Genomic DNA, 24,080 nt, shown 5'->3' with positions numbered 1-24,080 from the left:
GCACCTCCCCGCATCCACCAACAAGGAAGTTGATAATGGAAAAATCACGTTCGCACCTCATCATCGGCGTTCTCGCCGCTTCAGCCATCGGCCTCACCGCCTGCGGCAGCAGCAGCAGCGCCAGCGACGACGCAGCAGGGTTCCCCGAGAAGGACATCACCTTCATTGTGCAGGCAGCTGCCGGCGGCGGCTCGGACCTCACCTCGCGTGCACTCGCCGCTGAGCTGGAGAAGGAACTGGGTGTTTCGGTTGTGGTTGAGAACCGTCCCGGCGCCTCCGGCTCGACCGCCATGCAGTACATTGCCGACTCCGATACGGACGGCTACACGATCGGCTTCGTGCCCGTGGAAATCTCGATGCTGGGCCACCAGGGCTTCGACATCGACCCGGCGAACTACGACTTCCTGGGCCAGATCATGCTCTCTCCCGGCGTGGTTTCCGTACCCGCGGACAGCCCCTACGAAACCCTGGAGGACCTGATCGAGGCCGGCAAGGAGAAGCCCCTCAACATGGCAAACTCCGGCCCCGGCTCGATCTGGGAAGCCGCAGAACTGGGTATGGCAGACGCCGCCGGTACGCAGGTAGTGCCGGTGCCGTTCGACGGCGGCGCTCCCGCAGTCGCAGCTGTCATTGGCAACCAGGTTGACGGCGCCGTCGGCGGCACCTCGGAGACATCCGCAGCCCACGACGCCGGCCAGGTGCAGGCGCTGGCCGTCCTGCACAACGAGCGCCACCCGATGCTCCCGGACGTCCCGACCGCATCAGAGCTGGGCTACGACCTCCAGTTCGGCGGCTGGGGCGGCGTCTACGCACCCGCCGGCCTGCCCGACGAGGTCCGCGAAGCCCTGACCAAGGCGATCGAAACCTCGGCGCAGTCGGAGACCTTCGTGGAGACCATCTCCAAGGGCGGCGCCCTGCCGGTCTACAAGTCCCCGAAGGAATTCACCGACTTCATCAACTCCGAGTACGAGCGCTTCGGAAAGCTCCTGGCGAAGTAACCATGAAATCCGCCTCCCCCCAGAGGCGGAGCGATCCGGGTGCGGAGCCTGCGGTTCAGGCTCCGCACCCGGAGGTCTCCGCCCAGCCCGCTGACGCCGGCGAACCGGCCCGCAACTCCCGCCCGCTGGAAATCGGCGCTGCCCTGGTGGTTGCCGCCGTCACCGCCGCGGTGTACCTCCTGGCGAAGAACATCGACGTGCGCATCGAAACGCCAGGCGTCGGCCCCCGCACCTGGCCGGAGCTGCTCGGTGCAGCCGGCTTCGGCTTCTCCGCCCTCCTGCTGGTGATGGCCCTGTTTGGGCGTACCGCCGACCGGAGCGACCTGGACGGCGCCACCCGCACCGGATGGGTACGGCTCCTGGTGACGCTCGCCGCCACCGTCGCGTTCATCGTGCTCTGGCCCATTGTCGGCTTCATCTACGTCGCGCCGCTGCTCATCTCGGCGGTCACCGCCATTGCCGGCGGCCGGACTGTCCGGGCGCTCGCCGTGTACCCCATCCTCGCCACCGCGGGTATCTACGTCCTCTTCCACCTCCTGCTCAAGGTGCCTCTATGAACACGTTCTCAATCGGCATGGAAGCGGTGCTGGATCCGACCACCCTGATCTGCCTGCTGGTCGGCCTGGCCATCGGCACCATGGTTGGTGTTTTTCCCGGCATCACCGGTTCCATGGCCGTCGCCCTGGCCTCCGGATTCACCCTCACCCTGGAACCGGTACAGGGCCTCGCCGTCCTGCTCAGCATTTACGTCGGCGCCAACTACGGGGACCGCATCCCCTCGATCCTGGTGAACACACCGGGCACCCCGGCAGCCATCGCCACCACCTTCGACGGTTATCCCATGGCCAAACAGGGCAAAGCCGGGCTGGCGCTGGTGATGTCCTCCATGGTCTCCACCGTCGGCATCCTGGCCTCCATGGTCCTTTTCATCCTGGCCGCGCAGCCGGTGGCGCAGCTGGCACTGAAATTCGGTCCGCCCGAGATGTTCGCGCTGGTGGTATTCGGTCTGACCATCATGATTTCCATTTCCTCCAAGTCGCTGGTCAAGGGTGTTCTCGCCGGACTGATCGGGCTCACCATCGCAACGATCGGCCGGGACCCCATCACGGGCGATCAGCGGTTCACCTTCGGCCTGAACGACCTGACCGGCGGACTCGACTTCATTGCCGTGATCATTGGCCTGTTCGGCATTGCTGAACTGTTCGACCAGCTCCTCACCTACCGCGAAACGAAGGTCAAGCCGATTTCCTCGCTGGGCCGGGTCTGGCCCACCAAGGCGGAGTACCGGCAGGTGGCTAAGCCCACCGCCCTGGGCACCGGCATCGGCGCCTTCGTCGGCGTCGTTCCCGCTGCCGGCGGCGACATCGCCGGCCTCATCGGCTGGGACCGGGCCCGCGGTATGTCGAAGGAAAAGGAAAAATTCGGCAAGGGGTCCATCGAGGGTATCTCCGCCGCGGACAGCGCCTCGAGCGCCACGCTCGGCGGATCGCTGACCACCACCATGGCCCTGGGTATTCCGGGCGACTCGGTGATGGCGGTGATGATCGGCTCCATGGTGATCTGGGGACTGCAGCCCGGCCCCCAGCTCTTCACCAACCGGCCGGACCTGGTGGTCTCCATCGCAGCCATCATGATCCTGGCGACGATCGTCTCCTTCGGTGTGAGCCTGGTCCGGATGCGCGGCATGGTCCGGCTAATGGACCTGCCCAACCACTACGTCTGGTCCGCGATCCTCATTTTCTGCCTGGTCGGCACGTACACGGTGACCAACAACGTGTACACCGTCATCGTGATGCTCGTCTCCGGCGTCATCGGCCTGATCATGAAGCGCACCGGGTTCCCGGCCGGCCCGGTGGTTTTGGGCCTGCTGCTGGGACCGCTGGCGGAATCCAACCTCCGCCGGTCCCTGCTGATCGACGGCCCGACCGTCTTCTTCACGCACCCGATTTCCCTCACCCTGCTGATCCTCGCCGCGGTGTCCATCGCCATTCCGATTATCGGAAAGGCCCGGGCGGCCCGCTCCGGGAAGGCCTCGGGATCGCTCGAGGATCAGCTGGTTGACCGCACGGCACGCGAAGCCGGGTACGACGCCGGTTCCGGGACCGGCACCGGCACCGCGCAGGACGCCGAGGCGGATCGAAGCGGCAGTAAATGACGGCGGCAGTGGGGCACCCGGGAATCACCACCGGCGTCGACCGCCGCTGGGTGCTCCCGCCGTCGGACACCCCGGCGCAGCAGTGCCATGCCTCCTCCGTTCTGTCCGTGGACGGCCGGCTGCTCTGTGCCTGGTTCGCCGGCACGGCCGAAGGCACCCCGGACAACCGGATCTGGCTCGCCGCGGCTGACCATACCGGCCGCTGGCAGGAGCCCCGGCCGGTGGCGGGGGAAGGTACCGAAGCGCACTGGAATCCGGTCCTGGCAGCAAGCCCGGACGGCAGCGTCTGGCTCTTCTACAAACGCGGCCCCGCGATCTCGGCCTGGCAGACCTGGTTCCGGGTAAGCCGGGACGCCGGGCGCACCTGGAGCGGCGCCCGGGAGCTGGTTCCCGGGGACAGCGGCGGGCGCGGACCGGTGAAGAACCCGCCGGTCCTGCTGCCCGACGGCGGCTGGCTGGCACCGGGCTCCGAGGAGCGCTGGCTGCCGGGCGGCGCCGTCTGGGACTGCTTCGCCGACCGCTCGGATGACGGCGGCGCCACCTGGGTCAAGGCCCCCATCCCCGTTGACCGGGCCCGGCTGTCCGGCGCCGGCGTGATCCAGCCCTCGCTGTGGACGAAGGGAGACACCGTCGGTGCGCTGATGCGCTCCAGCGAAGGATTTGCCTATGCCGCGGAATCCACCGACGGCGGCAGGACCTTCTCCCCGGCGCAGCCGACGAACCTCCCGAACAACAACAGCGGCCTGACCGTCGCTGCCATCGCAGAGGACCTCCTGGCCTGCGTCCACAACCCGGTGGCCGAGAGCTGGGGTCCGCGCTGCCCGCTGGCGGTCTCCTTCTCCACGGACGGAACCCGGTGGGGCCCGCCGGCCGTGGTTCTGGAGGACGGACGCACTCCGCTGGAGGGCATTTTCCCCGCGGTCTCCGGTTCAGGCACGGGCGTCCGAACCCAGGCTGCCGGATTCGAGCCCCGGGACACCGGGGTGGTCACCGACGGGCGCGGCGAATACTCCTATCCGTCGGCCACCCTGCACGGTGACCAGCTGATTGTTACCTACACCTGGCAGCGGCGGGGGATCGTCAGCGCCGCTCTCCCCCTTGCCGCCCTCCGGCTCGCTGCGGCCCGCGCAGCGGCACTTTTATGAACCCGCACTTTATTGACACCGCACCATCTGCACCGATCTCCGCACCACCGAAAGGCTCGACCCCATGACCGCACAGATCATCAGCGCCCTCCCGCTTCCCTTCACTGACGACGGGGCTGTGGACTGGTCCGCGTACGAGGCGCTGCTGGCCCGCGTTGAGCCGCACGTCCACGGTGTCCTCGTCGCCGGGACCACCGGGGAATTCCCGGCGCTGGACGACGACGAGCGGCTCGAAACGTTCCGCCGGGCCATCGTGGCCTTCGGTGCGGACCGGGTCATTGCCCACATCGGGCACGCCAGCCCCCAGCAGGTCATCCGGCTCGGCCATGCGGCCCAGCGCCTGGGCATCAGCCGGATGGCGACCCTGAATCCGTACTACCTGCCCGCCGACGACGACGCCGTTTACGGGTTCTACCAGGCCGTGACCGCCGCGCTTCCCGGCGTCGACCACTATGTGTACCTGTTCCCGGAACGGACCGGGATCACTGTCGGCGTGGCGGTCTTCGAGCGGATCATGCAGCTGCCCGGTGTCCGCGGAGTGAAGCTCTCCGGTGCCGCCAGCGAGGAACTTGAGGCCTACGCCAAGTGCCTGGTGCCCGGTCAGGAGCTCTACTCCGGCAATGACGCCACCCTGCCGTTTGTGATGGCCAGCGGCGGCAGCGGCGTTGTTTCCGGCGTCTCGGCTGCCTTCCCAGCGACCTTCGCCGCGCTGGCGCGCGCCGTCGACGCCTCCGGAGCAGAGGAAACGAAGGCACTCCAGGACACCGTGGAGAACCTGGTCTCCCTCGCCGGTCCCTCCATCATCCGATTGAAGGCCGCCGTCGCGGTGAACGTTCCCGGCAGCTGGCGCAGCCGCATGCCGATGGCCGCGATCGACGGAGCCCTGGCCACAGAGCTGTCCGCCGCCGCCGCCAGCCACGCCTAGACCTTTTTACTTCGCACCATCACCTGATCGACTCGATTCCGATCACAAGGAGAAGCAATGAGCACGTACACTTTCCCAGCTGACCAGCATCTGCCTGCCCTGAAGGAAAAGACCGTTTATACCGTCGCCAGCGGCGACCTGCGGCTGAGCGCGAACCTCGCCGGCTGGGGCACCCAGCAGCAGCTCGAGGCGGACTTCGCCGCCGCCGTCGGGCGCTTTGGATTCACCGTCGAGCGCGCCCACGGAACTAATCCGGAGACCGGCCACGGATTCATCGACAGCCAGCGCGCCGGCATGGACGTTTTCCGCAACATCCCCGCAGAGGCGCCGCTGGTGGTGGTCGACGCCGTCTGGCAGTACAGCCACCATGTCCTCGCCGGCCTGCGCTCGCACCGCGGCCCTATCCTGGTGGTCGCCAACTGGGCCGGGGACTTCCCCGGACTGGTGGGCCTGCTGAACCTCACGGGCTCCCTCACCAAAGCCGGTGTGCCGTACTCCTCGCTGTGGAGCAAGGACTTCAGTGACGACTGGGCCATCGGCAAGGTGGAGGAATGGCTCCGCACCGGCACCATCAACCACGACCTCAGCCATGTCCGCGACCTGCCCGCCCTGCCGGATTCGGAGGAAACCCGGCTGGGTGCCGCGCTGGCCCGGCAGCTCCGGGACGAAAAAGCGATCATCGGCGTGTTCGATGAAGGCTGCATGGGTATGTACAACGCCATCATCGATGACGAGCTGCTGAACCCGCTCGGCATCTACAAGGAACGGCTCTCCCAGTCGGCGCTGCTCGCCGAAATGCGCCAGGTGACGGATGGGGAAGCGAAGGAAGTCCGGCAGTGGCTCGACGACGCCGGCTTCACCTTCCACTTTGGGCCCGACGACGCCGAGGACCTCACTGAGGATCAGGTGCACGAACAGCTCAAAATGTACGTGGCCGCCGTCCGCATCGCCGACGACTTCGGCGCCGACGCCATCGGCATCCAGTACCAGCAGGGACTCAAGGACATGGCCCCGGCCTCCGACCTGGTGGAAGGCCTGCTTAATAACGTCTCCCGGCCGCCGGTCCTCTCCCGCGACGGTTCCCGTGAGCTGTACCGGGATGCTGCTCTCCCGCACTTCAACGAGGTTGACGAGGGCGTGGCAGTTGACGCCCTGGTCACCAACCGGATCTGGACCGCCATGGGCCTGGACCCGGCGAACACCCTCCACGACATCCGCTGGGGCGAAGAGTACGACGGCGAGTTCGTCTGGGTTTTCGAGATCTCCGGCGCGGTCCCGGCATCCCACAACGGCGGCTACGACAAATCGTTCGGCCACCGCCAGCCCGCGGTGTTCTTCCCCCGCGGCGGGTCCACGCTCTCCGGCACGTCCAAGCCCGGCGAGATCGTCTGGTCACGCGTCTTCATCATGGACGACGAACTGCACGTGGACCTCGGCCGGGGCCACGTGGTTGCCCTGCCAGAGGAAGAAACCCAGCGCCGGCTCAACGCCACGGACAAACAGTGGCCGATCATGCACGCCGTGCTGCACGGAGTATCCCGCGACCAGCTGATGGCCCGGCACAAGGCCAACCACGTCCAGGTGGTCTACGCCCCGGACGCGGAGACCGCGGACAAGGGACTGGCCGCCAAGGCTGCCCTGTTCCACGAGCTGGGCGTGCACGTGCACCTGTGCGGCGAAGTGGCGCTGTAACGTGTTCGGCTCCTTCCCCCGCAAAGCTGTGCTCGGCGTCGACATCGGAACCAGCAGCAGCAAGGGTGTCCTGGTGGATCTCGAAGGCAACGTCCTGGCCTCCGAGACCAGGGAACACCGGGTCGACCGGCCGCACCCCGGCTGGGTCGAGATGGATGCAGCAGTGTGGTGGGAGGAGTTCCGCAGCATCACCGCTGCGCTGGTGACAGATGCCGTGACAATCGTCGGTGTAGGGGTCAGCGGAATGGGTCCCTGCGTCCTCGTCACCGACGAGCACTCGACGCCGCTGCGTCCGGCCATCCTGTACGGGGTGGACACCCGGGCCACGGCGGAGATCACCGCACTCACCGCGGAGCTTGGCGGCGATGCGGAAATCCTGGGCCGCTGCGGGTCAACGCTCTCCACCCAGGCGGTGGGCCCGAAGCTGGAGTGGCTGGCCGCCCACGAACCGGAGGTCTTCGCCGCTGCCCGGCGGCTGTACATGCCGGCGTCGTGGCTGGCCTACCACCTGACCGGGGAGTACGGGCTTGACCACCACTCCGCCAGCCAGTGCACCCCGCTCTACGATTCGGACGCCCTCGTTTGGTACAAACCCTGGACCGAGCGGATCGCACCGGACCTGAACCTGCCGCCGCTGCTCTGGCCCGGCGACGTCGTCGGACAGGTGACGGCGGCAGCCTCCCGGGTGACGGGCCTTCCGGCCGGCGTTCCGGTGTGCATCGGGACGATCGACGCCTGGACCGAGGCAGTGAGCGTCGGCGCCACCGGGCCCGGGGACCTGATGCTGATGTACGGAACCACCATGTTCCTGGTGCACACGGTCACGGAACGGATCGACGTTCCCGAACTCTGGGGGACCGTCGGTGCCTACGAAGGCACCCGGTGCCTGGCCGGCGGGATGGCCACCTCAGGGGCTATCACCGGCTGGCTGCGGGAAATCTTCGGCTCCCCGGAGTATCCGCAGCTGCTCTCCGAGGCCCAGGAATCCGGTCCCGGCGCGCACGGCATCCTGATGCTCCCGTACTTCGCGGGTGAAAGGACGCCGATCGCGGATCCGGACGCCCGCGGTGTTATCGCCGGGCTCACCCTGTCCACGACCCGCGGAGACCTGTACCGGGCGGCACTGGAAGCGACGGCGATGGGCGTGCGCCACAACATCGAGGCGATGGAAGCCGCCGGCGGCGACATCACCCGGATCGTGGCGGTGGGCGGCGGAACGCAGGGCGGACTTTGGACCCAGATCGTGTCCGATGTGACCGGACGCGAACAGGTGATCCCCGCCCGGACGATCGGCGCGAGTTACGGCGCGGCCTTCCTGGCCGCACAGAACACGGCGAAAGATTCCGTCCGGATCTCGGACTGGAACCCGCCCAGCGAGGTCATCCGCCCCGATCCGTCCCTGCGCGAACGCTATGACGCCCTCTACAGCCTGTACCGCGAGCTCTACGACGCTTCGCGGAACGTCCAGCACCGGCTGGCAGAAAGCCAGCGCATGGGCTGACGGACCGGCCGCAGCTGAACGCGGCGGCTTGCACCCGGCAGGCGTTTGCCGGCTCCAAGACCCGCCTATTTGGGGTTGGAGTACATCACCACAAGGACGCAGACCGCCGAAAAGCCCGCCTGGGCCAGCAGCAGCACGCCCGGAACGTACCCCAGGAACAGGCCGAGCAGCAGCGGAACCAGTGCCAGCAATGTGGTGTCCAGCCCGCGGATCATGGTCCCGGCCTGGGCCGACGGCACGGGACCGAACACGGTGTCTGTGGGCGGAGCGGTCCAGTCGGGCTCGGTCCGGTACGCTGCCCGGACCGCCGAAGCTCCAAAACCCACCCCCGCCAGGGCGCCGAGGAGAACAAGCCCGATACTGCCAATCCCAAGTAGCACCAGCGCTCCCGCGAACAGTGCAGTCCACCAGGACAGAACGGCGGCGGGCATCACCATCCTGCTCAGCCGGACGGCGGCGGGCGAGAGCGGCAGCAGCATGTCCAGCCCGGGAGCAATGGCGGTCCTCCTCGCCAGCACTCCCGCCGCAGGAACGGCGGCACACACGGCGGCCGCTATCATGACCAGCTGGATCAGGGCCGGCTGGCTTCCGCCGGTCAGGAGCAGTGCCATGCAGAGCAGGAGGACCAGCGCAGGCCTGGCCCGCCAGCCCGGAGTGCGCAGGAAGGCTGCGGTGTCGGCACGCAGCAGAGCGCCAAACGGCGTCCGTCCGCCTTTCGCATACCAGCGGGCGGCGGCCCGGGAGGAGGCAGGGGCGCCGGCATCGGAGGACAGCGCCCGACCCACCTCGTTGGGGTCCATCAGGTACACGGCCGCACCTGCATGGCCGGAAACCGCGCCGCCGCGGAGAAGGTCCCGGGCCGGAATCAGCCCCAGCCGGGGCAGGACGACCAGCCAGAGCGCGACGGCGGCTGCCAGGGTGACGACGGCGGGCCCCAGGACGCCTGCCGCTGCCTGCCGCGGCACGGCACTCAGTGCAGCCAGAAGTACCAGGCCCGGCAGGGGTCCCGTGGCTGTCCGGTGAACCAAACCGGTCCGGGCCCTGTGCATGACCAGGGGCCCCGCACCGGCCTGCCGCAGGGCAGCTACCAGCACCGCGCAGACCGCAGCCAGTCCAAACACTCCGGCGCCAAGGAACTGCCCGGGCACAGCCGCGGACAGGTCAGTGATGAAGCCGACCGGAAGGTACAGTACGGAAGCTCCCGCCCACACCACAACCAGCCGGCGGGCCAGCCGTCCGGTGAGGAGCGGCCGCCGGTTCAGCGGCAGGTTCAGCCACCAGTAGCCCTCCGCATCGGTGACCGCCGCCGGGCCGAACTTTCGGGCCAGCACCATCACCGCTGCCAGCACCGCGAATAGCAGGACGGTGGAGGCGGCACCGTCGGGCAGGGAGAACGGCGGCGAGGCCACCAGGGTCCGGCCGGCCGAGTCCGCGTCCCAGGCCTGGGCGACCTGATCGCGCAGCGCCAACACCAGTCCCGCTGCCAGTGCACCGACCGTTCCCACGGCCAGCAGGGCGGAATAGGCGTCGACAAACACATCGCGGAACCGGGTCCCGCGGGTGTTGCTCCGTGAAACCTGCCGGGTAAACCTGACAGGGTTGAAATCGGAGGCGGTGGTCCCGACCGCGGCTTCGGCTGCCACGGTCAGCGTCCGGCGATTTCCGCGGCGGCGTGCTCCGTGGCAATCTCCCGCACGTCGTCGTCAATGAGCAGGCAGCGGTCGGCCGTGGCCAGGAGCAAGGCCGGATCGTGCGTGACCAGCAGGACCGTGCCGCCTTCGGCGGCATAGGCCCTGATCCGTTTGCCCAGGCGCTCGCGCATTACCGGATCCAGGCGCTGTTCCGGTTCGTCCAGGATCAGCAGGGACGATGGACGGATGAGGGCGGAAGCCAGCAGCAGCCGGCGCCGCTGCCCGGAGGACACTGCGGCGGGAACGGCATCAGCCCGGTCCTGCAGGGCGAAGAAGTCCAGTTCCGCCTCGACCGCCGCATCGGGATCCGGAACGGAGTGCCCGCGTGCCACCAATTGAAGGTGTTCCCGCAGGGAGAGCGAGGGGAAGAACGCATCTTCATCGAAGAGCGCCGCGACCTGCCGGCGGAACGGAATACCGTCTTCGTTGACCGGGAGTCCATGAACCCGGACCTCGCCGTCGAGCATGGGCTGTTTCCCGGCGATCGTGCGCGCCGCAGTGGATTTGCCCGCACCGTTGAAACCCACCACGCCCAGGACCTCGCCGGCATCCGCTGCCGCGGTGATGGACCCGCAGACGGGGGCGCCGCCGTAGCCCACGCTAAGATCCGAAATTTCGAGCACAGCCCCCACAGCAGTCATGCCTTCAATCTAGCGGACGGCCGATGCACTAATCGCCGCCGGGCGCGTGCGGGAACCGGCTGGTGGTCAGGGAACCGCCACCATGTAGGAGTCAACCTCGCTGATCAGGCCGTCCCGGAAGGTCAGGACATCGCAGTAGTTGAAATGGACCGGCCCCACATTCGGGTGGCTGCTGTGGCCCGAACCGGTGATCACCGTTGTGTCTCCTGAGCTGATCATGCGCTCAACACTGAGGTCCGGGCTGCCCTCGAATCCGGGGGCGCCGATCTCCGCATCGAACTCCGCCTTGCCCCGCGTGGTGCGCGCACCGTGGATGCGCCAGACGACGTCGTCAGTAAGGCAGGCGAGAATCGCCTGGTGGTCGCTGCGGCGGAAACCGTCCATATAGCGGTGGACCTGTTCCTCCTGAATACTCACGCGAGACCCTCCTGCCGGTCGGGGAGGTTCCGGTTTAGACGGAACCCGGGACTGCAGCCGTTTGTACAGTAGTCCCTTTCGGTGCCCGCCGGAACAGCTTCCGGCCATGCAATGCGCGCAGTGCGTTGAGTATCGCCACCAAGTCCACGAGCTCCTGGGTCAGGGCTCCGGCGACGGCGGGAATGAACCCGAAAGCAGCAACAAGCATCAGTGCAACGCTCAGGGCAATTCCGATCCAGATACTGCCCAGCGCAACCTGCAGGGTCCGGCGGCCAATGTCCACGGCCGTGGCGACCTTGGAAATGTCGTCAGCGACAATCACGACGTCGGCGGACTCGCTCGCCGCTGTGGAACCACGCGCACCCATGGCGATTCCCACTCCCGCAGCGGCGAGCACCGGGGCGTCGTTGACGCCGTCGCCCACCATGATCACCGGGCGCTGCGGCAGCGCCGCGACTGCGGCGACCTTGTCCTGCGGGAGAAGGTTGGCGCGCACATCTGTGATCCCCACTGCGGCCGCCATGGAATTCGCGGTAGCCGAACCGTCTCCGGTGAGCATGACTGTGTCCGTGATGCCGAAGCCGCGCAGCCGGTCCAGGGTCTGTGCTGCATTGGACCGGGCCGTATCGCTCATCACGAGGGAACCAGCGAAGCGCCCATCCACGCTGAGGTAAACGCCCATCTGACCGGGGGCAAGCTCCACCCGGCGGGTCCGGGGGTCGGCTTCCGCCACGAAACGGCGCTTCCCAACACGGACCAGGCGCCCGCTGATCAGGGCTTCAACGCCGTTGGTTGCCACTTCCTGGGCGGTGTCTGCGGGCGCAGTGCGCAGTCCGCGTTCCTCAGCCGCTGCCAGCACAGACGCAGCCAGGACATGGGAGGAGTACTGTTCGGCGGAGGCTGCCAGGGTGAGGAGCTCGTTGGCATCGAAGCCGGGCTCCGGGTTCACCGACACCAGTTCTGGCCTGCCGTAGGTCAGGGTGCCGGTTTTGTCGAAAGCGGCGCTTTTCGCCCGGCCCAGCTGTTCCAGCACGGCTCCGCCTTTGACAATGATGCCGCTGCCCGCAGCCCGGCTCATCCCGCCCATAAAGGCCACCGGCGCGGCGATCAGCAGCGGGCACGGGGTTGCCAGCACCAGGACCTCCGCGAACCGGACCGGATCACCGGACACCGCCCACGCAATCCCGGCGATCAGCAGGGATACCGCAGTGAACGGCACGGCATACCGGTCGGCCAGCCGCACCACCGGAGCCTTGGACTCCGACGCTTCCCGCACCAGGGCGACGATGCGCTGGTACTGGCTGTCCGCCGTCGTCGCCGTGGCCCGGATCCGGACGGCGCGGGTGCCGTTCACGGACCCGCTCATTACTGCCTCGCCGCTGCTCCGGGCGACGGGCAGGGACTCACCGGTCAGCGAGGACTCGTCGAAGGAACCAGCATCGGAAAGCATGACGCCGTCCACCGGAACCACTTCAGCAGGCTTGACCAGCAGGACATCACCGGCAGCTACCTCGGTAGCCGGAATATCTTCCGCCGGCCCCGGCGCGTAGTTCGATGAGTGGGGATCCTGTTCTCCCGTGTCCGCTCCGGAGGGCAGCCGGTGCGCAACCTGCGGTGCCCGGTCCAGCAGGGCATTCAGCTCGCCCTTGGCCCGCCCGGCCGCATAGTCCTCCAGTGCCTCGCCGCCGGACAGCATCAGCACAATGATCAGCGCCGCAATGTACTCACCGACGGCGACGGTGGCGAGCATGGCGACAACGGCCAGGATGTCCAGCCCCCAGTGGCCGCGCAGAATATCCCGGACCATGCCCACACCGGTGAGCCCCACCACGCCGAGGGTAAACAGGCTCGCGAGCCACTGCGCGGTGGTATCCGCTCCGGACCCGAGGAGGAGCAGGACGGCAGCTATCACCACCACGGTAACGGCGACTATCGGATAACGCCGGAGCGCCCGGCTGAGAGCGGCCCGGCTAACAGACAGACGGTTGAAGTCCATGCCTTTGTTGTATGCCTCCGTGCGCGGCATTTCCAGCAAGAGAATGCTTGCCTAACCCGGCACGTCCCGGTTCCGGACTCAGCGCAGCTGCGCTTCGATCAGCCGGACACTCTCCACCAGCCGGGCGCCGATGCCTGCCTCGTCCTTTCCGGAGCCGAAATAGACCACGGAGAGCGACGCCGGCAGCTGGCCGGGCACCTGGATCGGCGCGGCGACGGCGCCGACACCGTCAATTACCTCGCTGTAGCTGGTGGCGTAGCCGCGCTCGCGGGCAAGCCGGGCTTCGGGCCGGTAGGGCTGTCCCGGTGCGAGCCGGTTCCAATGCTCCTCGGTCACCGCTGACTGGATGGCGATGCCCGGCGCGCCGGCCGTGAACGAATGCCGGGTTCCCGGCCGCTGGATCAGCGCGGCCCGGCTGTGCCGGGGCTCCACGGTCACCAGGGTGACGCAGTCGTGCTGGTCCCACACGGCGATGAACGCCGTCATGGACAGCTCGTTCGCCACAATGGTCAGCTCCGGCAGCGCCGCGGACTGGAGGTCGCGGGAGACTCCCCGCGCCAGCGCGGCCAGTCCCGGCGCGGCGGAGACCCGGCCGGCGTCGTCGCGCATCACCAGGGAGTGCGCCTCCAAGGTCCGCAGGATCCGGTACGCGATGGACCGATGGACGCCCAGCCCGGCGGAGAGTTCAGCGATGCTCAGAGGTGCCTCCGAGTCCGCCAGCAGTTCCAGCGCCTGCAGGCCGCGGGAGAGGGTTTGGGACTGGGAACCGGCACCCGTGGACGCAGAAGTCATGCGCCAATCATAGGCTCAGTCGCCTGCCGGGCAGCTGTCCTGCTTCTGCGGCGGGCCGCCAGTGCGCGGCCCAGCACACCCTGGCGCGGGCTGAACAGGTAGGCGAGGGTGAACGCGCAGCCCTGGGCCAGCACCACCATGGCCCCGGTCGCGGTGTCCAGGTAGTAGCTGGCGTAGATCCCCGCCACGGCGCACGCCGCTGCCATCACCGGGGCGATCACCAGCATCCGCGGGAACCGATCGGTCAGCAGATACGCGGTGGAGCCGGGGATGATCAGCATCGCCACCACCAGGACCACACCCACGGCCTGGAGCGCGACGACGGCGGTCAGCGCCAGCAGCCCCAGCAGCGCCGCGCCCAGCAGCCGCGGATTCAGGCCGACGGCGTGGGCATGGGTGGGGTCGAAGGCGTACAGGGTGAAGTCGCGGCGTTTGAACAGCAGCACGGCCAGGGTCAGGGCGGCGAGGATGCCGATCTGCAGCAGGTCGCCCGAGCTGACGCCGAGAAGGTTGCCGAAGATGATGTGATTCAGGTCCGTCTGGCTGGGCGTCACCGAGATCAGCACCAGGCCGGCGGCGAAAAGCGTGGTGAACACGATGCCGATCGCGGCGTCCTCCTTGACCCGGGAGGTGTCCCGGACCAGGCCGATCAGCCCCACGGCCAGGAACCCGAAAACCACGGCGCCGACGGCGAACGGCACTCCGGCAATGTAGGCCAGCACCACCCCGGGCAGCACGGCATGGGACACGGCGTCGCCCATCAGCGACCACCCGATCAGCACCAGCCAGCAGGAGAGCACTCCGCAGACGACGGCGGCGATCACAGCCGTGGCCAGCGCGCGGACCATAAAGTCGTAGGCCAGCGGTTCCAGCAGCAGATCGATCATGACCGGCTCCCGTCCGCGGCGGCGGTGGCGGCCGCGGCTTCCGTGCCGGCGTCCGCCAGCACATTGAGCCCGAACGCCCGGGCCAGCTGCTCCGGCTGCAGCACCTCTTCCGGGGTCCCCTGGGCCAGGACCCGGCGCATCAGCAGCACTGCTTCATCAGCCAGCCGGGGCAAGGCGTGCAGGTCGTGGGTGGAGACCAGGATGGTGCGGCCTTCGGCAGCGAGCTGGCGCAGCAGGGTGGTGATGGTGGCCTCGGAGCGTTTGTCGACGCCGGCGAACGGCTCGTCCAGCAGCAGCACCGAGGCACCCTGGGCAATTCCGCGGGCCACGAACGTCCGCTTTTTCTGCCCGCCGGAGAGCCGGCCGATCTGCCGGTCCGCGAGGTCCTGCAGCTCCACCCGCGCCAGGGCGTCGTTGACGGCATCCCGGTCCGCGGCACGCGGGCGGCGGCTGGGGCCCATGTGTCCGTAGCGGCCGGTCATCACCACGTCCCGGACGGAGAGCGGGAAGCTCCAGTCCACATCTTCGCTCTGCGGGACGTAGGCGACCAAGCCGGCTTTCCGGGCCTTCGCGGGCGGCATCCCGGCGATCCGGACGTCTCCCGCAGCAGGCTTGAGCAGGCCCATCAGCACTTTGAAGAGCGTGGACTTGCCGGAACCATTCATCCCCACCAGGCCGCAGACCCGGCCCGGATCGACGGCGAGGCTGACGCCGTCGAGTGCCGTGACGTCGTCGTACCGGACCGTCACCGCCGCCAGTTCCAGGGCCGGTGCCGCTGGAGTGGCCGCCGAAGTCATGAAGCGCTCCCGGTGAGGGCGCCGACAATGGTGCGGGTGTCGTGCCGGATCAGGTCCAGGTAGGTGGGAACCGGGCCGCCGGCCTCGGAGAGCGAGTCGACGTAGAGGGTGCCGCCGAACTCCGCATCAGTTGCCTTCAGGACCTGCTGCATCGGGGCGTCCGAGACAGTGGATTCGCAGAACGCGGCCGGGACATTGTTTTCCTTGATGAACCCGATCACAGCGGTGATCTGCTGCGGGGTGGCCTGCTGTTCGGCGTTGACGGCCCAGATGTAGCGTTCGGTCAGGCCGGCGTCGCGGGCGAGGTAGGAGAAGGCTCCTTCGCAGGTGACCAGAGCCCGCTGGTTCGCCGGCAGCGCCCCGAGGTCCGCGAGCAGCTGGTCCTGGATGTCCTGCAGCTCGGCCTTGTAGGTCTCGGCGTTGGCCCGGAATGCTTCGGCGTTGTCGGGGTCGAGTCCGGCGAAGGCATCGGCCATGTTGTCGACGTAGACCATGGCGTTCAGGGGAGACATCCAGGCGTGCGGATTGGGCAGTCCTGCGTAGGCATCTTCGGTGATGCTGATGGGCTCCACGCCGTCGCTGACGGTGATCCGCGGGACATCCAGATCGGCGGTGAACTGCTCGAACCAGGCCTCGAGGTTCATGCCGTTGTCCAGAATGAGGTCCGCCCCCGCGGCGCGGCGGATATCGCCAGGGGTGGGCTCGTAGCCGTGGATCTCCGCGCCGGCCTTGGTAATCGATTCGACCTGGAGGTGGTCGCCCGCGACATTGCGGGCCATGTCCGCCAGCACGGTGAAGGTGGTCAGGACAACGGGTTTATCCCGCTGGTTTTCCGAGTAGGCGGGAGAGCCGGAGGCACCGGCACAGGCGGAGAGGGTGAGCAGCAAAGCAGCGGCGGGCAGCGCTGCCAGCCGGCGGGGCAGGGAAGGAAAGGGCATGTGCAGAACCCTAAGTTCGGCGAGCAGATTAAACAAGTTCGGCATGCCGAACTTTGTCATGTACAAGTTGGGGCAGCCGTGAACAGTTGGGGCCATGACGCTGGACCGGGCAGTGCTAGGGCAGCCGGCGGCGGCTCAGGAGCCCGGAGATGAGGAGAAGCATCCCGCCGGCAAGCGGCCAGAAAAGGTACATGGAGATGATTCCACCGAGGAAAGCGGTAATCAGGACAGTGGTCATCACACCGATGATCAGCAGAATCCCCGCCACGATCCGCATCCGTCCACGGTGCGGGGGAGGGATGGGAGGAAGCCAGGCGGGACGTTCGTCAATCCACTCCATCGGAAAAGTCTAGGACCGCTTCTGCCGCTTGGAACGGGTGCGTGGTGTTTTTCTTCCCCCTGCGGTGGAACGATGTCCGCAGGGTAAGAATCCATCCGGCGGCCGCCGTCGTCGTCCAGTGATCCGAAGTGGAGTGCCATGGAACCGAGCGACCTGCTCATTGACGCGTACGGGCGCCTGCCCGGGACCATTCGGCGGGTCCTTCATGGCCTGCCCGTGGAACAGCTGAACCACCGGCCGTACCCGAAGGGAAACTCGATTGCGTGGCTGATCTGGCACCTGGCGCGGGTCGAGGATGCCCAAATCGCGCCCATGGCCGGACACCAGCAGGCCTGGACGGCGGAGGGATGGGCAAACCGGGTGGGGCTGCCCCTGATGGTGGAGGACACCGGTTACGGACACACCTCCGAGGAAGTGGCTAAGGTCCAGGTGCAGTCCGCGGAGGTGCTGCAGGGATATTACGACGCCGTGAACGCGCGGACCATCGCCTTTGTCTCGGGGCTGACCCCCTCGGACCTGGACCAGGTGGTGGACACTTCTTGGGATCCGCCCGTGACTTTGGGTGTCCGGCTGATCAGCTCCCTGGCCGACTGCCTCGAACACGCCGGACAGGCAGCCTACATCCGCGGCATGCTCTCGGGCGGAAGTATGGGGTCATGAATATACTTGCGGATCTCGCCGAAACCTTCCGGACCACCGCCGTCAGCAAGGCCTACGGCGGGCCAGTGCGGGTCGGCGCTGAAACCCTGGTGCCGGTGGCGCTGGTGCAGGCCGGTTTCGGCGGCGGCGGAGATGCCGACGGCGACGGCGGCGGAGGAGCCGGGGGACTGGTGGTTCCACTGGGTGTTTACGCGGGCCGCGAGGGAGGCCCTGCGGTGTTCCGGCCGAACCCCGTCACCCTGATTGCGGTGATGACACCGATCGTCTGGATTCTGGTGCGGGGCCTGCGCCGTCGAAAATAGGCTGCGGGAATACGCGGCAATGGGCGGCGCCAGGGGACGCGGGCCAGCCCGCGCCGCCGTCCTTAGATACGGATGTAGGCTGCGCCGGCGAACTGGGCCTGCGCCAGCGCAACCACCGCGGCAGGAACCGTCAGCACGGCAGGCCGGAGCTGGTCCACGGTGATGCCGCGTTTACCCATCCCAACCAGGCAGGCTTCAACTTCGGTGTTCGCCGGCAGGACCACCGGGTCACTGCCTGTGAGACCGTCCAGCGCGGCACCGTTCACGATCACCCGAATCCCGGTCTGCGGCTGACCGGCACCCAGCGTGGCCGCCGCCGCCAGGGCACGCTGCACGTCGCCGGGTTCGTTGGAAGCATGCAGGAGCACTACATCACGGTATTCCTTGGCCATTTAGTGGAAACCCTAAGCGGAAATCGTCAGCAGCAGCGCATCGCAGGCGGCCGCGCAGCGGTGGCAGGCCTGGGCGCAGATTCGGCAGTGGTCGTGGGCGGACGCATGCTGTTCGCATTCTTCGGCGCTGCGGCGGCAGGCGGCAGCGCACGCCCGGATGAGCTCAACGGTTGAGGCATAGTCCTTGCCCGCCCGGGCCAGGACCTTTCCGGTGGCCGCGCAGACCTCGGCGCAGTCCAGATCGGTGCGGATGCAGCTGACCATGTCCCCGAGCATGTCCTCGCTAAGACAGGCATCAGCGCAGGCCGTGCAGGTCTGCACGCAGTCGAAACAGGCCTCGATGCAGGCGGCCAGGGCATCCATGTCTACGTTGGAGTTGCCTGCGGGATGGGAGGTCAGCATCTCTCGGATCTGGCTCACGGTGTGCTCCTTAGTCGGTTCCGGGCGGCAGTGCCTGGCGGGTATCCGCGCCCCCGCTGCACCCGGCCGCGCGCTCCTCCGAGCCTAGCTAAGCCGTTGGGCGGGCCTCAACCACACCGGCAGATTTTGCCCCCAACCTAGGCGAGTGCATAGAATCGGCGTAGCCTGACAAGGCTGTTATCCGATGTATATCCGGCGCTTCGGTGCCGGGCACGGGGCTTTAGCTCAGTTGGTAGAGCGTTTCGTTCGCAATGAAAAGGTCAGGGGTTCGATTCCCCTAAGCTCCACAGGTCGCCAAAACACCCCGGTCTTCGGACCGGGGTGTTTTTCTTTGTCTGGGTTCTCGGGTGTCCGGGTGTCCGGGTGTCCGGGTTTCCGCGGGGTCCCGGGGCCGGAGGGTCCGGGACGGCGGCAACGAAAATCCCTGCTCGCAGGGCTCGCATGGATTATTAAAGCCGCCTTCCCCCCCCGGCCCCTCCAGCCTCGGCCATCCGGGGCTGGTCAGCCCCGGTCCCTTAATTGCAGTCCTCCCCAGGGTCGATCGTCAGCCCGGTCCCTCCAGCCTCAGTGTTCCACCCAGCCCCGCAGGTCTCGGACCCGGCGCGGGGTCTGGACTCGGCGAACACGCGTTCCCACTGTTTGTTAGCTTCTGTGGCTGGTGTGACCACATTGGCCGCACGAGGTTACAAAGAGTGGGAACCCGTGTCGCCCAAGGGGGAATCCCGCGGAGTTTCAGCGTCTGTCGTCCCGGAGCGTTCAGAGGGGGACGGGCCGGCCTAACGGACAGGCGCGGCTTATCCTGCGGCTCAGGCGGGCCGGCCTAACGGACAGGCCCGGCTCATCCTGCGGCTCAGACGGGCCGGCCTAACGGACAGGCGCGGCTTATCCTGCGGCTCAGACGGGCCGGCCTAACGGACAGGCGCGGCTTATCCTGCGGTTCAGGCGGGCCGGCCTAACGGACAGGCCCGGCTCATCCTGCGGCTCAGCCGGCGTCGAGCGCAGCGAAAAGGTCGATGGAGTTGCCGTCGGGGTCCAGGATCGTCGCATAGCGCTGGCCCCAGTGCGCGTCCCACGGCGCAACGTGACCGGCATAGCCGGCAGCGGTCAGCTCGGCGTAGGCCTGATCGACGCCGGACGGAGTCCCTTTGTCGAAGGCCAGCGCGATCCGGCGCCCTCCGGCGGGAAGTGTGTAGGCGGGGTCGAAGCCGCGGATCGTCTCGACAGTGTCCCAAGCGAGGGCTGTGCCGTCGCTGAGCTGGGCGTCGACATGCGGAGCCTCGTCCTGACCAGCAGCGATGTCCACGCCGAGAGCGCGGTAGAAGGCCAGGGAGGCCGCCATGTCCTGGGTGACGATGCCGATGAATCCGAGTTTCAGTGTCATGGCCCCAATATATGGGTGTCCGCCCGCCCCGATGAGCCGGTTACGCAGACTCCCGCCCGTGCCGGTAGCCCCGGCGGACCTCCGCGATGGCCCGGGCGATGTTGGGGTCACGTCCCGAGGCAGTCATGATGGTGTCGAAATCCGTCAGTCCGATGTCCCCATACCGGCAGGTCACCTCTATCTCCGTCCGCTTGGGGCTGCGCGTGCGCACCGGCTGCCCGGCAAGGGCAGCATGACCTGCCAGCGCCGCCCGGCCGGTGCGAACCATCCGCAGCTCGCCGCCGACGTCGTCCGGGAAACGGAACGTTTTCCTCTTCCGCGCGGTCATCAGCGCCCGCCACTGCTCGCGCCGCACCAGCGGTGCGCCGGGGAAGAACTGGGCGACGGCGTCGTTCAGTGCGGCGGTTTCCGTTTCCTCCCGGCGCGGGCGCAGGACGAGTCTCTCCCTGGCGATCAGGAGGGGGTAAACCACCAGCAGAATGGCCAGCAGCACGGCGATGACGTTGAACCCGCCGAAGATCACGAAGGCCGCAGCGGTGAAAATGAGCCGGCTGACGGCCTTTTCCGAATAAGAACGCGGCGGGGTGAATGGCACTCCAACACGCACGCTCGATTCTTCACTCATTCCCATCCGCCTTTCAGCTCTGCCAGGGCTTCTGCTTCCCGCGCCAGCCGGGTGGCCTCACGCAGTTCTTCGTCAAATGAGTTCCCGGAGCTGTGCAGGCCAGGGGTTGCAGAACCTCCCAGTCCGTCCAGCCGGGTCCGGCTCTGTTCCACGGTGACCGCCAGCCGCAGCTGTGCCTGAGCCTTCACCAGATCGGAGATCAGCTGCTCCACCCGTTCGAGCCGGGAACGGATATCGGTGAGATGGGTGTCGGCCGTGGACTCCCGGTCCATCGCCAGGCTGTGCATCCGCCGGGCCGTGGCGGCCAGGGTCAGTGCGGCCTGCGAGGCGTTGGTGGGCCCGGCCATCACCGATTCCACGGCTTCCCTGCGCAGCCGGTAGGCCTCGGCAACTGACGCGAAATGAGCGGAGGCCTCCACCGCCACCCGTTCCTGTTCGTCCAGCGTCCGCCCCGCGGCCTTCGCGGAGTTCATCGCGGTCACCAGGCGGGCATGGATTTCTTCATGGTTGCCGTGCGGTGGCGGCGGCGTTTTGAGCCGGCCGTCGACTGTCTTTCGCAGGCGGCGCAGATCCTGGAGTAATCGAGCCATGATTCTCCTCGTCCGGTGTAGCTCCGGGCTTCACTGGACGCCGGTGTCCAAGTCAGCAGGTCCGGCAGCAGAACCGGTAGGGGGTTCGCTGCTGTCCGCCGCCGCTCCCGGGCGTCACAAGGAAGTGTGCAGGAGTCTAGCAGCGGCAGACCCCCGCGGGGGATGGGGTCCGGAAGATTAGTTGGGACACAGCAAAAACCCCGGGCGCCAGGACCGGAGCATGAAACCGGTCACTTTCGCTGCCGGCGAATTATCCTCTATGCCCGCTTGGGGGCAACGGTAATGCACAGTATTGGGCCGCCAATCAATCTAAAAATCAAAGGTTCCTGGGTTATGCTCCCTTATCATGGCTGCACGTAAATCTTCCGTGTTCACCACGGCAACCACCTTCGGACGACTGCTTTCCTTCCTGGGAGTCAGTGTGCTCTGCGGCGTGCTCGTTGCCGGGCTGTTCGTTCCCATGGCCGCGGGGACAGGTTCGGCGGCCTCGGCCTCCATCAAGTTCTTCGATGGACTGCCGGCAGAACTGGAGCGGGCCACCCTGGCGACGCCCACCCGGATCCTGGCTTCCGATGATTCACTGATCGCGACCCTCTACGAAGAGAACCGCCAGCCGATCACCTTCGATCAAGTCTCTCCGCATATGGTGGACGCGCTTCTGGCCATCGAGGACTACCGGTTCTACGAACACGGCGGCGTCGACGTCGAGGGCATCATGGGCGCCCTGGCCAGCAACATTTCCAGCGGAACCAACCGCGGTGCCTCCACCATCACGCAGCAGCTTGTCACCAACGTACTGATCAACTCCGCCAACGAACGCGGCGAGGAAGCCACCTACAGCGGCAGCAAAGGTATTTCGGACAAGATCCGGGAGATCCGGCTGGCCATCGCCGTGGAAAATGAGATGTCCAAGGACGACATCCTCGAGGGTTACTTCAACATCGTGCAGTTCACCGGCAACACCTACGGTGTCCAGGCGGCGTCGAAGTACCTTTTCAACAAAGACGCCAAGGACCTGAACATCCAGGAGAGCGCACTCCTCGCGGGCCTGGTGAACGGGCCGACTATGTACGATCCGCAGTCGAATCCGGATGCGGCACTGGAACGGCGGAACCTGGTGCTCGGCACCATGCTGGAGCACGGCAAGATCGACCAGACCCAGTACGACGCCGCTGTTGCCACCGGCCTGGACCTGAACATCACCCCCACCCTGAACGGCTGCGTTGGCGCCGAGCAGGCTCCCTACTTCTGCGCGTACGTGGAGAACCTGGTCCTGAACAGCGAAGAGTTCGGAAACACGGACGACGAGCGCAGATCCGTGCTCTACCGGTCCGGCCTGACCATCAAAACCACCCTGGATCCGCAGGTCCAGCAGGCGGCGCAGGACGCCGTCAACGAGACCGCCAACCCGGACACCACTGACGGACAGGTTGGCCATTCGATGATCAGCCTGGAACCGGGCACCGGAAACATCCTCTCCATGGCACAGAACACCCGGTACAACCCGGGGGAGAACCCCGGTGACTCCGTGCTGAACTTCAACGTGGACCAGTACCAGGACGGTGATCCGGACAAGAGCCTCGGCGGGGTGGGCGGATTCCAGCCCGGCTCGACGTTTAAACCCTTCACGGTGGCGGCCTGGGCCGACGCAGGAAAGTCGCTGAACACCCAGCTGGACGGCCGGAAGAAGACCTATCCGGCCGGCGACCGCTGGACAGCCAGCTGCCTGGACGGCGGCAACTTCGTGGTGGGCTCGGAGGGGTACACCCCGCAGAACTACGGCGATACCAACTACGGTGACGCCACCGTGCTGCGCGGCCTCGCCCAGTCGCTGAACACCATCACCATGTCCTCTGCCAAGCAGCTGGACCTGTGCCGGATCATGAACATCGCCGAATCCATGGGCATCCACAACGGCAAGAGCGCCTCCGGTCAAGAGGAAGCGCTGACCGTCAACCCGTCGGCCCTGCTTGGCGGTGTGGAAGATGTCTCTCCGATGGCCATGGCACAGGCCTTCGCAGGATTCGCTGCCGAAGGCAACGTGTGCGAACCGCGCGCCCTTGTCTCGGTCACGGCCGCCAACGGCGACACGTACGAGGTCCCCGAGCCCGAGTGCGAGCAGGTCATCAGCAAGGAAACCGCCCGCGCCGTGAACTATGCGACGCAGGAAGTGATGAAATCCGGGTCCGGTTCGCTGCTGAACTACGGCAACCAGCCCATGGCCGGCAAAACCGGTACCAATGACAGCCGGTCACAGACCTGGTTCATCGGCTACAACTCCGGGATGGCCACGGCCAGCTGGATCGGCAACTGGAAGGCCGGCACCGCCTCGCTGTCCGGACTGGAGATCGGCGGCCGGCTCTATCCCGAAATTGACGGTTCGCTGATCGCCGCTCCGTCCTGGGCCAAATTCATGCAGCAGGTCGGAGACCTGCACTCGGGGGAACCGTTCGCGAACCCGCCGAGCAACCTGCTGACCAATCCGAGCCCGAGCCCCAGCCCGTCGGAATCAGACGATGAGAAGGACGAGGAAAAGGACGCGACGCCGTCGGCCACGGCAACGCCCCGGCCCACGGTCAACCCGACTCCGACGGCTCCCACGCAGGAGCCGACGCCCACACAGGTGCCCACCCCGTCCGCAACCCCCTCAACGACGCCGAGCGAGCCCGAAGCTGCACCGGCACCTGGGGCGGGGTAGCAAACGCGCCCAGTTCACACCTGGCCCTTGGCCAGGTGAAAGGCCCCTCCCGACATAAATGACGGGAGGGGCCTTTCGGTTGTCCAGGCTCGGCTAG

General features: G+C 67.2%; 24 protein-coding genes and 1 tRNA gene. 11 read left to right on the top strand and 14 right to left on the bottom strand.

From position 1 onward, the window contains the following. Positions 1–35: 35 nt before the first annotated feature. From ArtHe_RS13455 to ArtHe_RS13425, 7 genes are all read left to right on the top strand, one after another. Entirely contained in the window at positions 36–998 is a 963-nt protein-coding gene (locus tag ArtHe_RS13455) for a tripartite tricarboxylate transporter substrate binding protein (protein WP_248317419.1), read from the top strand. A 2-nt stretch (positions 999–1,000) separates the two neighbouring features. Then, a complete protein-coding gene (locus ArtHe_RS13450; protein ID WP_066303132.1) occupies positions 1,001–1,555 on the top strand; it encodes a tripartite tricarboxylate transporter TctB family protein in 555 nt (184 codons plus the stop codon). After that, positions 1,552–3,153: a tripartite tricarboxylate transporter permease gene (locus ArtHe_RS13445; RefSeq protein ID WP_248317418.1), complete on the top strand. Its 1,602-nt coding sequence runs from the start codon at positions 1,552–1,554 to the stop codon at positions 3,151–3,153. The genes ArtHe_RS13450 and ArtHe_RS13445 overlap by 4 nt, the downstream gene beginning before the upstream one ends. Beyond that, the gene (locus tag ArtHe_RS13440) at positions 3,150–4,298 is read left to right on the top strand and encodes a sialidase family protein (RefSeq protein WP_248317417.1); all 1,149 of its coding nucleotides are present in this window, start codon (positions 3,150–3,152) and stop codon (positions 4,296–4,298) included. Before ArtHe_RS13445 ends, ArtHe_RS13440 begins: the two co-directional genes overlap by 4 nt. 64 nt (positions 4,299–4,362) lie before the next feature. Beyond that, positions 4,363–5,223, top strand: a complete 861-nt coding sequence (locus tag ArtHe_RS13435) for a dihydrodipicolinate synthase family protein (RefSeq protein ID WP_248317416.1) — start codon at positions 4,363–4,365, stop codon at positions 5,221–5,223. Between the two features lie 57 nt (positions 5,224–5,280). Further along, positions 5,281–6,915, top strand: a complete 1,635-nt coding sequence (locus ArtHe_RS13430) for a fucose isomerase (RefSeq protein WP_248317415.1) — start codon at positions 5,281–5,283, stop codon at positions 6,913–6,915. 1 nt (position 6,916) lies between these two features. Beyond that, a complete protein-coding gene (locus ArtHe_RS13425) occupies positions 6,917–8,416 on the top strand; it encodes an FGGY-family carbohydrate kinase (protein ID WP_248317414.1) in 1,500 nt (499 codons plus the stop codon). A 65-nt stretch (positions 8,417–8,481) separates the two neighbouring features. Here the strand turns inward: ArtHe_RS13425 and ArtHe_RS13420 are convergent, their stop codons facing one another. The 9 genes from ArtHe_RS13420 to ArtHe_RS13380 all read right to left on the bottom strand — a co-directional run bounded on the left by ArtHe_RS13420 (position 8,482) and on the right by ArtHe_RS13380 (position 16,915). Further along, complete coding sequence (locus tag ArtHe_RS13420; protein ID WP_248317413.1) at positions 8,482–10,059, bottom strand: DUF6297 family protein; 1,578 nt, start codon at positions 10,057–10,059, stop codon at positions 8,482–8,484. A gap of 2 nt (positions 10,060–10,061) precedes the next feature. Continuing rightward, positions 10,062–10,748, bottom strand: coding sequence for an ABC transporter ATP-binding protein (locus ArtHe_RS13415; RefSeq protein WP_349238356.1), 687 nt, complete (start codon positions 10,746–10,748; stop codon positions 10,062–10,064). A 66-nt stretch (positions 10,749–10,814) separates the two neighbouring features. Further along, a complete protein-coding gene (locus ArtHe_RS13410; protein ID WP_248317412.1) occupies positions 10,815–11,165 on the bottom strand; it encodes a nuclear transport factor 2 family protein in 351 nt (116 codons plus the stop codon). A gap of 34 nt (positions 11,166–11,199) precedes the next feature. Then, complete coding sequence (locus ArtHe_RS13405; RefSeq protein WP_248317411.1) at positions 11,200–13,161, bottom strand: heavy metal translocating P-type ATPase; 1,962 nt, start codon at positions 13,159–13,161, stop codon at positions 11,200–11,202. A gap of 78 nt (positions 13,162–13,239) precedes the next feature. After that, positions 13,240–13,953: a helix-turn-helix domain-containing protein gene (locus ArtHe_RS13400; protein WP_248317410.1), complete on the bottom strand. Its 714-nt coding sequence runs from the start codon at positions 13,951–13,953 to the stop codon at positions 13,240–13,242. Next, the gene (locus tag ArtHe_RS13395) at positions 13,950–14,840 is read right to left on the bottom strand and encodes a metal ABC transporter permease (protein ID WP_248317409.1); all 891 of its coding nucleotides are present in this window, start codon (positions 14,838–14,840) and stop codon (positions 13,950–13,952) included. The genes ArtHe_RS13400 and ArtHe_RS13395 overlap by 4 nt, the downstream gene beginning before the upstream one ends. Then, entirely contained in the window at positions 14,837–15,637 is an 801-nt protein-coding gene (locus ArtHe_RS13390) for a metal ABC transporter ATP-binding protein (protein ID WP_248317408.1), read from the bottom strand. The genes ArtHe_RS13395 and ArtHe_RS13390 overlap by 4 nt, the downstream gene beginning before the upstream one ends. Further along, positions 15,634–16,575, bottom strand: a complete 942-nt coding sequence (locus ArtHe_RS13385) for a metal ABC transporter substrate-binding protein (RefSeq protein WP_248317407.1) — start codon at positions 16,573–16,575, stop codon at positions 15,634–15,636. The genes ArtHe_RS13390 and ArtHe_RS13385 overlap by 4 nt, the downstream gene beginning before the upstream one ends. Positions 16,576–16,690: 115 nt before the next feature. Then, positions 16,691–16,915 (bottom strand): hypothetical protein, encoded by a 225-nt coding sequence (locus ArtHe_RS13380; RefSeq protein ID WP_248317406.1) that lies wholly within the window; start codon positions 16,913–16,915, stop codon positions 16,691–16,693. 138 nt (positions 16,916–17,053) lie between these two features. Between ArtHe_RS13380 and ArtHe_RS13375 the strand changes: the two genes are divergently transcribed. Both ArtHe_RS13375 and ArtHe_RS13370 read left to right on the top strand, forming a co-directional pair. Next, positions 17,054–17,575, top strand: a complete 522-nt coding sequence (locus ArtHe_RS13375; RefSeq protein ID WP_248317405.1) for a DUF664 domain-containing protein — start codon at positions 17,054–17,056, stop codon at positions 17,573–17,575. Then, complete coding sequence (locus ArtHe_RS13370) at positions 17,572–17,877, top strand: hypothetical protein (protein WP_248317404.1); 306 nt, start codon at positions 17,572–17,574, stop codon at positions 17,875–17,877. Before ArtHe_RS13375 ends, ArtHe_RS13370 begins: the two co-directional genes overlap by 4 nt. 62 nt (positions 17,878–17,939) lie before the next feature. Here ArtHe_RS13370 and ArtHe_RS13365 read toward each other — a convergent pair whose 3' ends face one another. Both ArtHe_RS13365 and ArtHe_RS13360 read right to left on the bottom strand, forming a co-directional pair. Next, a complete protein-coding gene (locus ArtHe_RS13365; protein WP_248317403.1) occupies positions 17,940–18,269 on the bottom strand; it encodes a hypothetical protein in 330 nt (109 codons plus the stop codon). 12 nt (positions 18,270–18,281) lie between these two features. Then, positions 18,282–18,671, bottom strand: coding sequence for a four-helix bundle copper-binding protein (locus ArtHe_RS13360; RefSeq protein WP_248319798.1), 390 nt, complete (start codon positions 18,669–18,671; stop codon positions 18,282–18,284). 232 nt (positions 18,672–18,903) lie between these two features. On the opposite strand from ArtHe_RS13360, the gene ArtHe_RS13355 reads away from it, so the two are divergent. After that, positions 18,904–18,976, top strand: a tRNA-Ala gene (locus ArtHe_RS13355). A gap of 695 nt (positions 18,977–19,671) precedes the next feature. Here ArtHe_RS13355 and ArtHe_RS13350 read toward each other — a convergent pair. Genes ArtHe_RS13350 through ArtHe_RS13340 form a run of 3 tightly spaced genes read right to left on the bottom strand, consistent with a single transcriptional unit; the run spans position 19,672 to position 21,285 of the window. Beyond that, on the bottom strand, positions 19,672–20,070 hold the full coding sequence (locus ArtHe_RS13350) for a VOC family protein (protein ID WP_248317402.1): 399 nt from the start codon (positions 20,068–20,070) through the stop codon (positions 19,672–19,674). 40 nt (positions 20,071–20,110) lie between these two features. Then, a complete protein-coding gene (locus ArtHe_RS13345) occupies positions 20,111–20,695 on the bottom strand; it encodes a hypothetical protein (RefSeq protein ID WP_248317401.1) in 585 nt (194 codons plus the stop codon). Then, positions 20,692–21,285, bottom strand: a complete 594-nt coding sequence (locus ArtHe_RS13340; protein ID WP_248317400.1) for a hypothetical protein — start codon at positions 21,283–21,285, stop codon at positions 20,692–20,694. Before ArtHe_RS13340 ends, ArtHe_RS13345 begins: the two co-directional genes overlap by 4 nt. 346 nt (positions 21,286–21,631) lie before the next feature. Between ArtHe_RS13340 and ArtHe_RS13335 the strand changes: the two genes are divergently transcribed. Then, positions 21,632–23,983 (top strand): transglycosylase domain-containing protein, encoded by a 2,352-nt coding sequence (locus ArtHe_RS13335; protein ID WP_248317399.1) that lies wholly within the window; start codon positions 21,632–21,634, stop codon positions 23,981–23,983. Positions 23,984–24,080: the final 97 nt, after the last annotated feature.

This window comes from Arthrobacter sp. Helios, from assembly GCF_023167125.1.
Lineage (GTDB): Bacteria > Actinomycetota > Actinomycetes > Actinomycetales > Micrococcaceae > Arthrobacter_B > Arthrobacter_B luteolus.
This window is presented reverse-complemented; position numbering and strand designations above follow the sequence as displayed.

Bases quoted from the DNA above. Each gene is read 5' to 3' on its own strand.
- ArtHe_RS13375 (WP_248317405.1), top strand. From the start codon at position 17,054: ATGGAACCGAGCGACCTGCTCATTGACGCGTACGGGCGCCTGCCCGGG.
- ArtHe_RS13365 (WP_248317403.1), bottom strand. From the start codon at position 18,269: ATGGCCAAGGAATACCGTGATGTAGTGCTCCTGCATGCTTCCAACGAA.
- ArtHe_RS13415 (WP_349238356.1), bottom strand. From the start codon at position 10,748: ATGACTGCTGTGGGGGCTGTGCTCGAAATTTCGGATCTTAGCGTGGGC.
- ArtHe_RS13340 (WP_248317400.1), bottom strand. From the start codon at position 21,285: ATGGCTCGATTACTCCAGGATCTGCGCCGCCTGCGAAAGACAGTCGAC.
- ArtHe_RS13335 (WP_248317399.1), top strand. From the start codon at position 21,632: ATGGCTGCACGTAAATCTTCCGTGTTCACCACGGCAACCACCTTCGGA.
- ArtHe_RS13450 (WP_066303132.1), top strand. From the start codon at position 1,001: ATGAAATCCGCCTCCCCCCAGAGGCGGAGCGATCCGGGTGCGGAGCCT.
- ArtHe_RS13440 (WP_248317417.1), top strand. From the start codon at position 3,150: ATGACGGCGGCAGTGGGGCACCCGGGAATCACCACCGGCGTCGACCGC.
- ArtHe_RS13445 (WP_248317418.1), top strand. From the start codon at position 1,552: ATGAACACGTTCTCAATCGGCATGGAAGCGGTGCTGGATCCGACCACC.
- ArtHe_RS13360 (WP_248319798.1), bottom strand. From the start codon at position 18,671: ATGCTGACCTCCCATCCCGCAGGCAACTCCAACGTAGACATGGATGCC.
- ArtHe_RS13435 (WP_248317416.1), top strand. From the start codon at position 4,363: ATGACCGCACAGATCATCAGCGCCCTCCCGCTTCCCTTCACTGACGAC.
- ArtHe_RS13350 (WP_248317402.1), bottom strand. From the start codon at position 20,070: ATGACACTGAAACTCGGATTCATCGGCATCGTCACCCAGGACATGGCG.
- ArtHe_RS13390 (WP_248317408.1), bottom strand. From the start codon at position 15,637: ATGACTTCGGCGGCCACTCCAGCGGCACCGGCCCTGGAACTGGCGGCG.
- ArtHe_RS13380 (WP_248317406.1), bottom strand. From the start codon at position 16,915: ATGGAGTGGATTGACGAACGTCCCGCCTGGCTTCCTCCCATCCCTCCC.
- ArtHe_RS13370 (WP_248317404.1), top strand. From the start codon at position 17,572: ATGAATATACTTGCGGATCTCGCCGAAACCTTCCGGACCACCGCCGTC.
- ArtHe_RS13455 (WP_248317419.1), top strand. From the start codon at position 36: ATGGAAAAATCACGTTCGCACCTCATCATCGGCGTTCTCGCCGCTTCA.
- ArtHe_RS13345 (WP_248317401.1), bottom strand. From the start codon at position 20,695: ATGAGTGAAGAATCGAGCGTGCGTGTTGGAGTGCCATTCACCCCGCCG.
- ArtHe_RS13400 (WP_248317410.1), bottom strand. From the start codon at position 13,953: ATGACTTCTGCGTCCACGGGTGCCGGTTCCCAGTCCCAAACCCTCTCC.
- ArtHe_RS13430 (WP_248317415.1), top strand. From the start codon at position 5,281: ATGAGCACGTACACTTTCCCAGCTGACCAGCATCTGCCTGCCCTGAAG.
- ArtHe_RS13395 (WP_248317409.1), bottom strand. From the start codon at position 14,840: ATGATCGATCTGCTGCTGGAACCGCTGGCCTACGACTTTATGGTCCGC.
- ArtHe_RS13405 (WP_248317411.1), bottom strand. From the start codon at position 13,161: ATGGACTTCAACCGTCTGTCTGTTAGCCGGGCCGCTCTCAGCCGGGCG.
- ArtHe_RS13385 (WP_248317407.1), bottom strand. From the start codon at position 16,575: ATGCCCTTTCCTTCCCTGCCCCGCCGGCTGGCAGCGCTGCCCGCCGCT.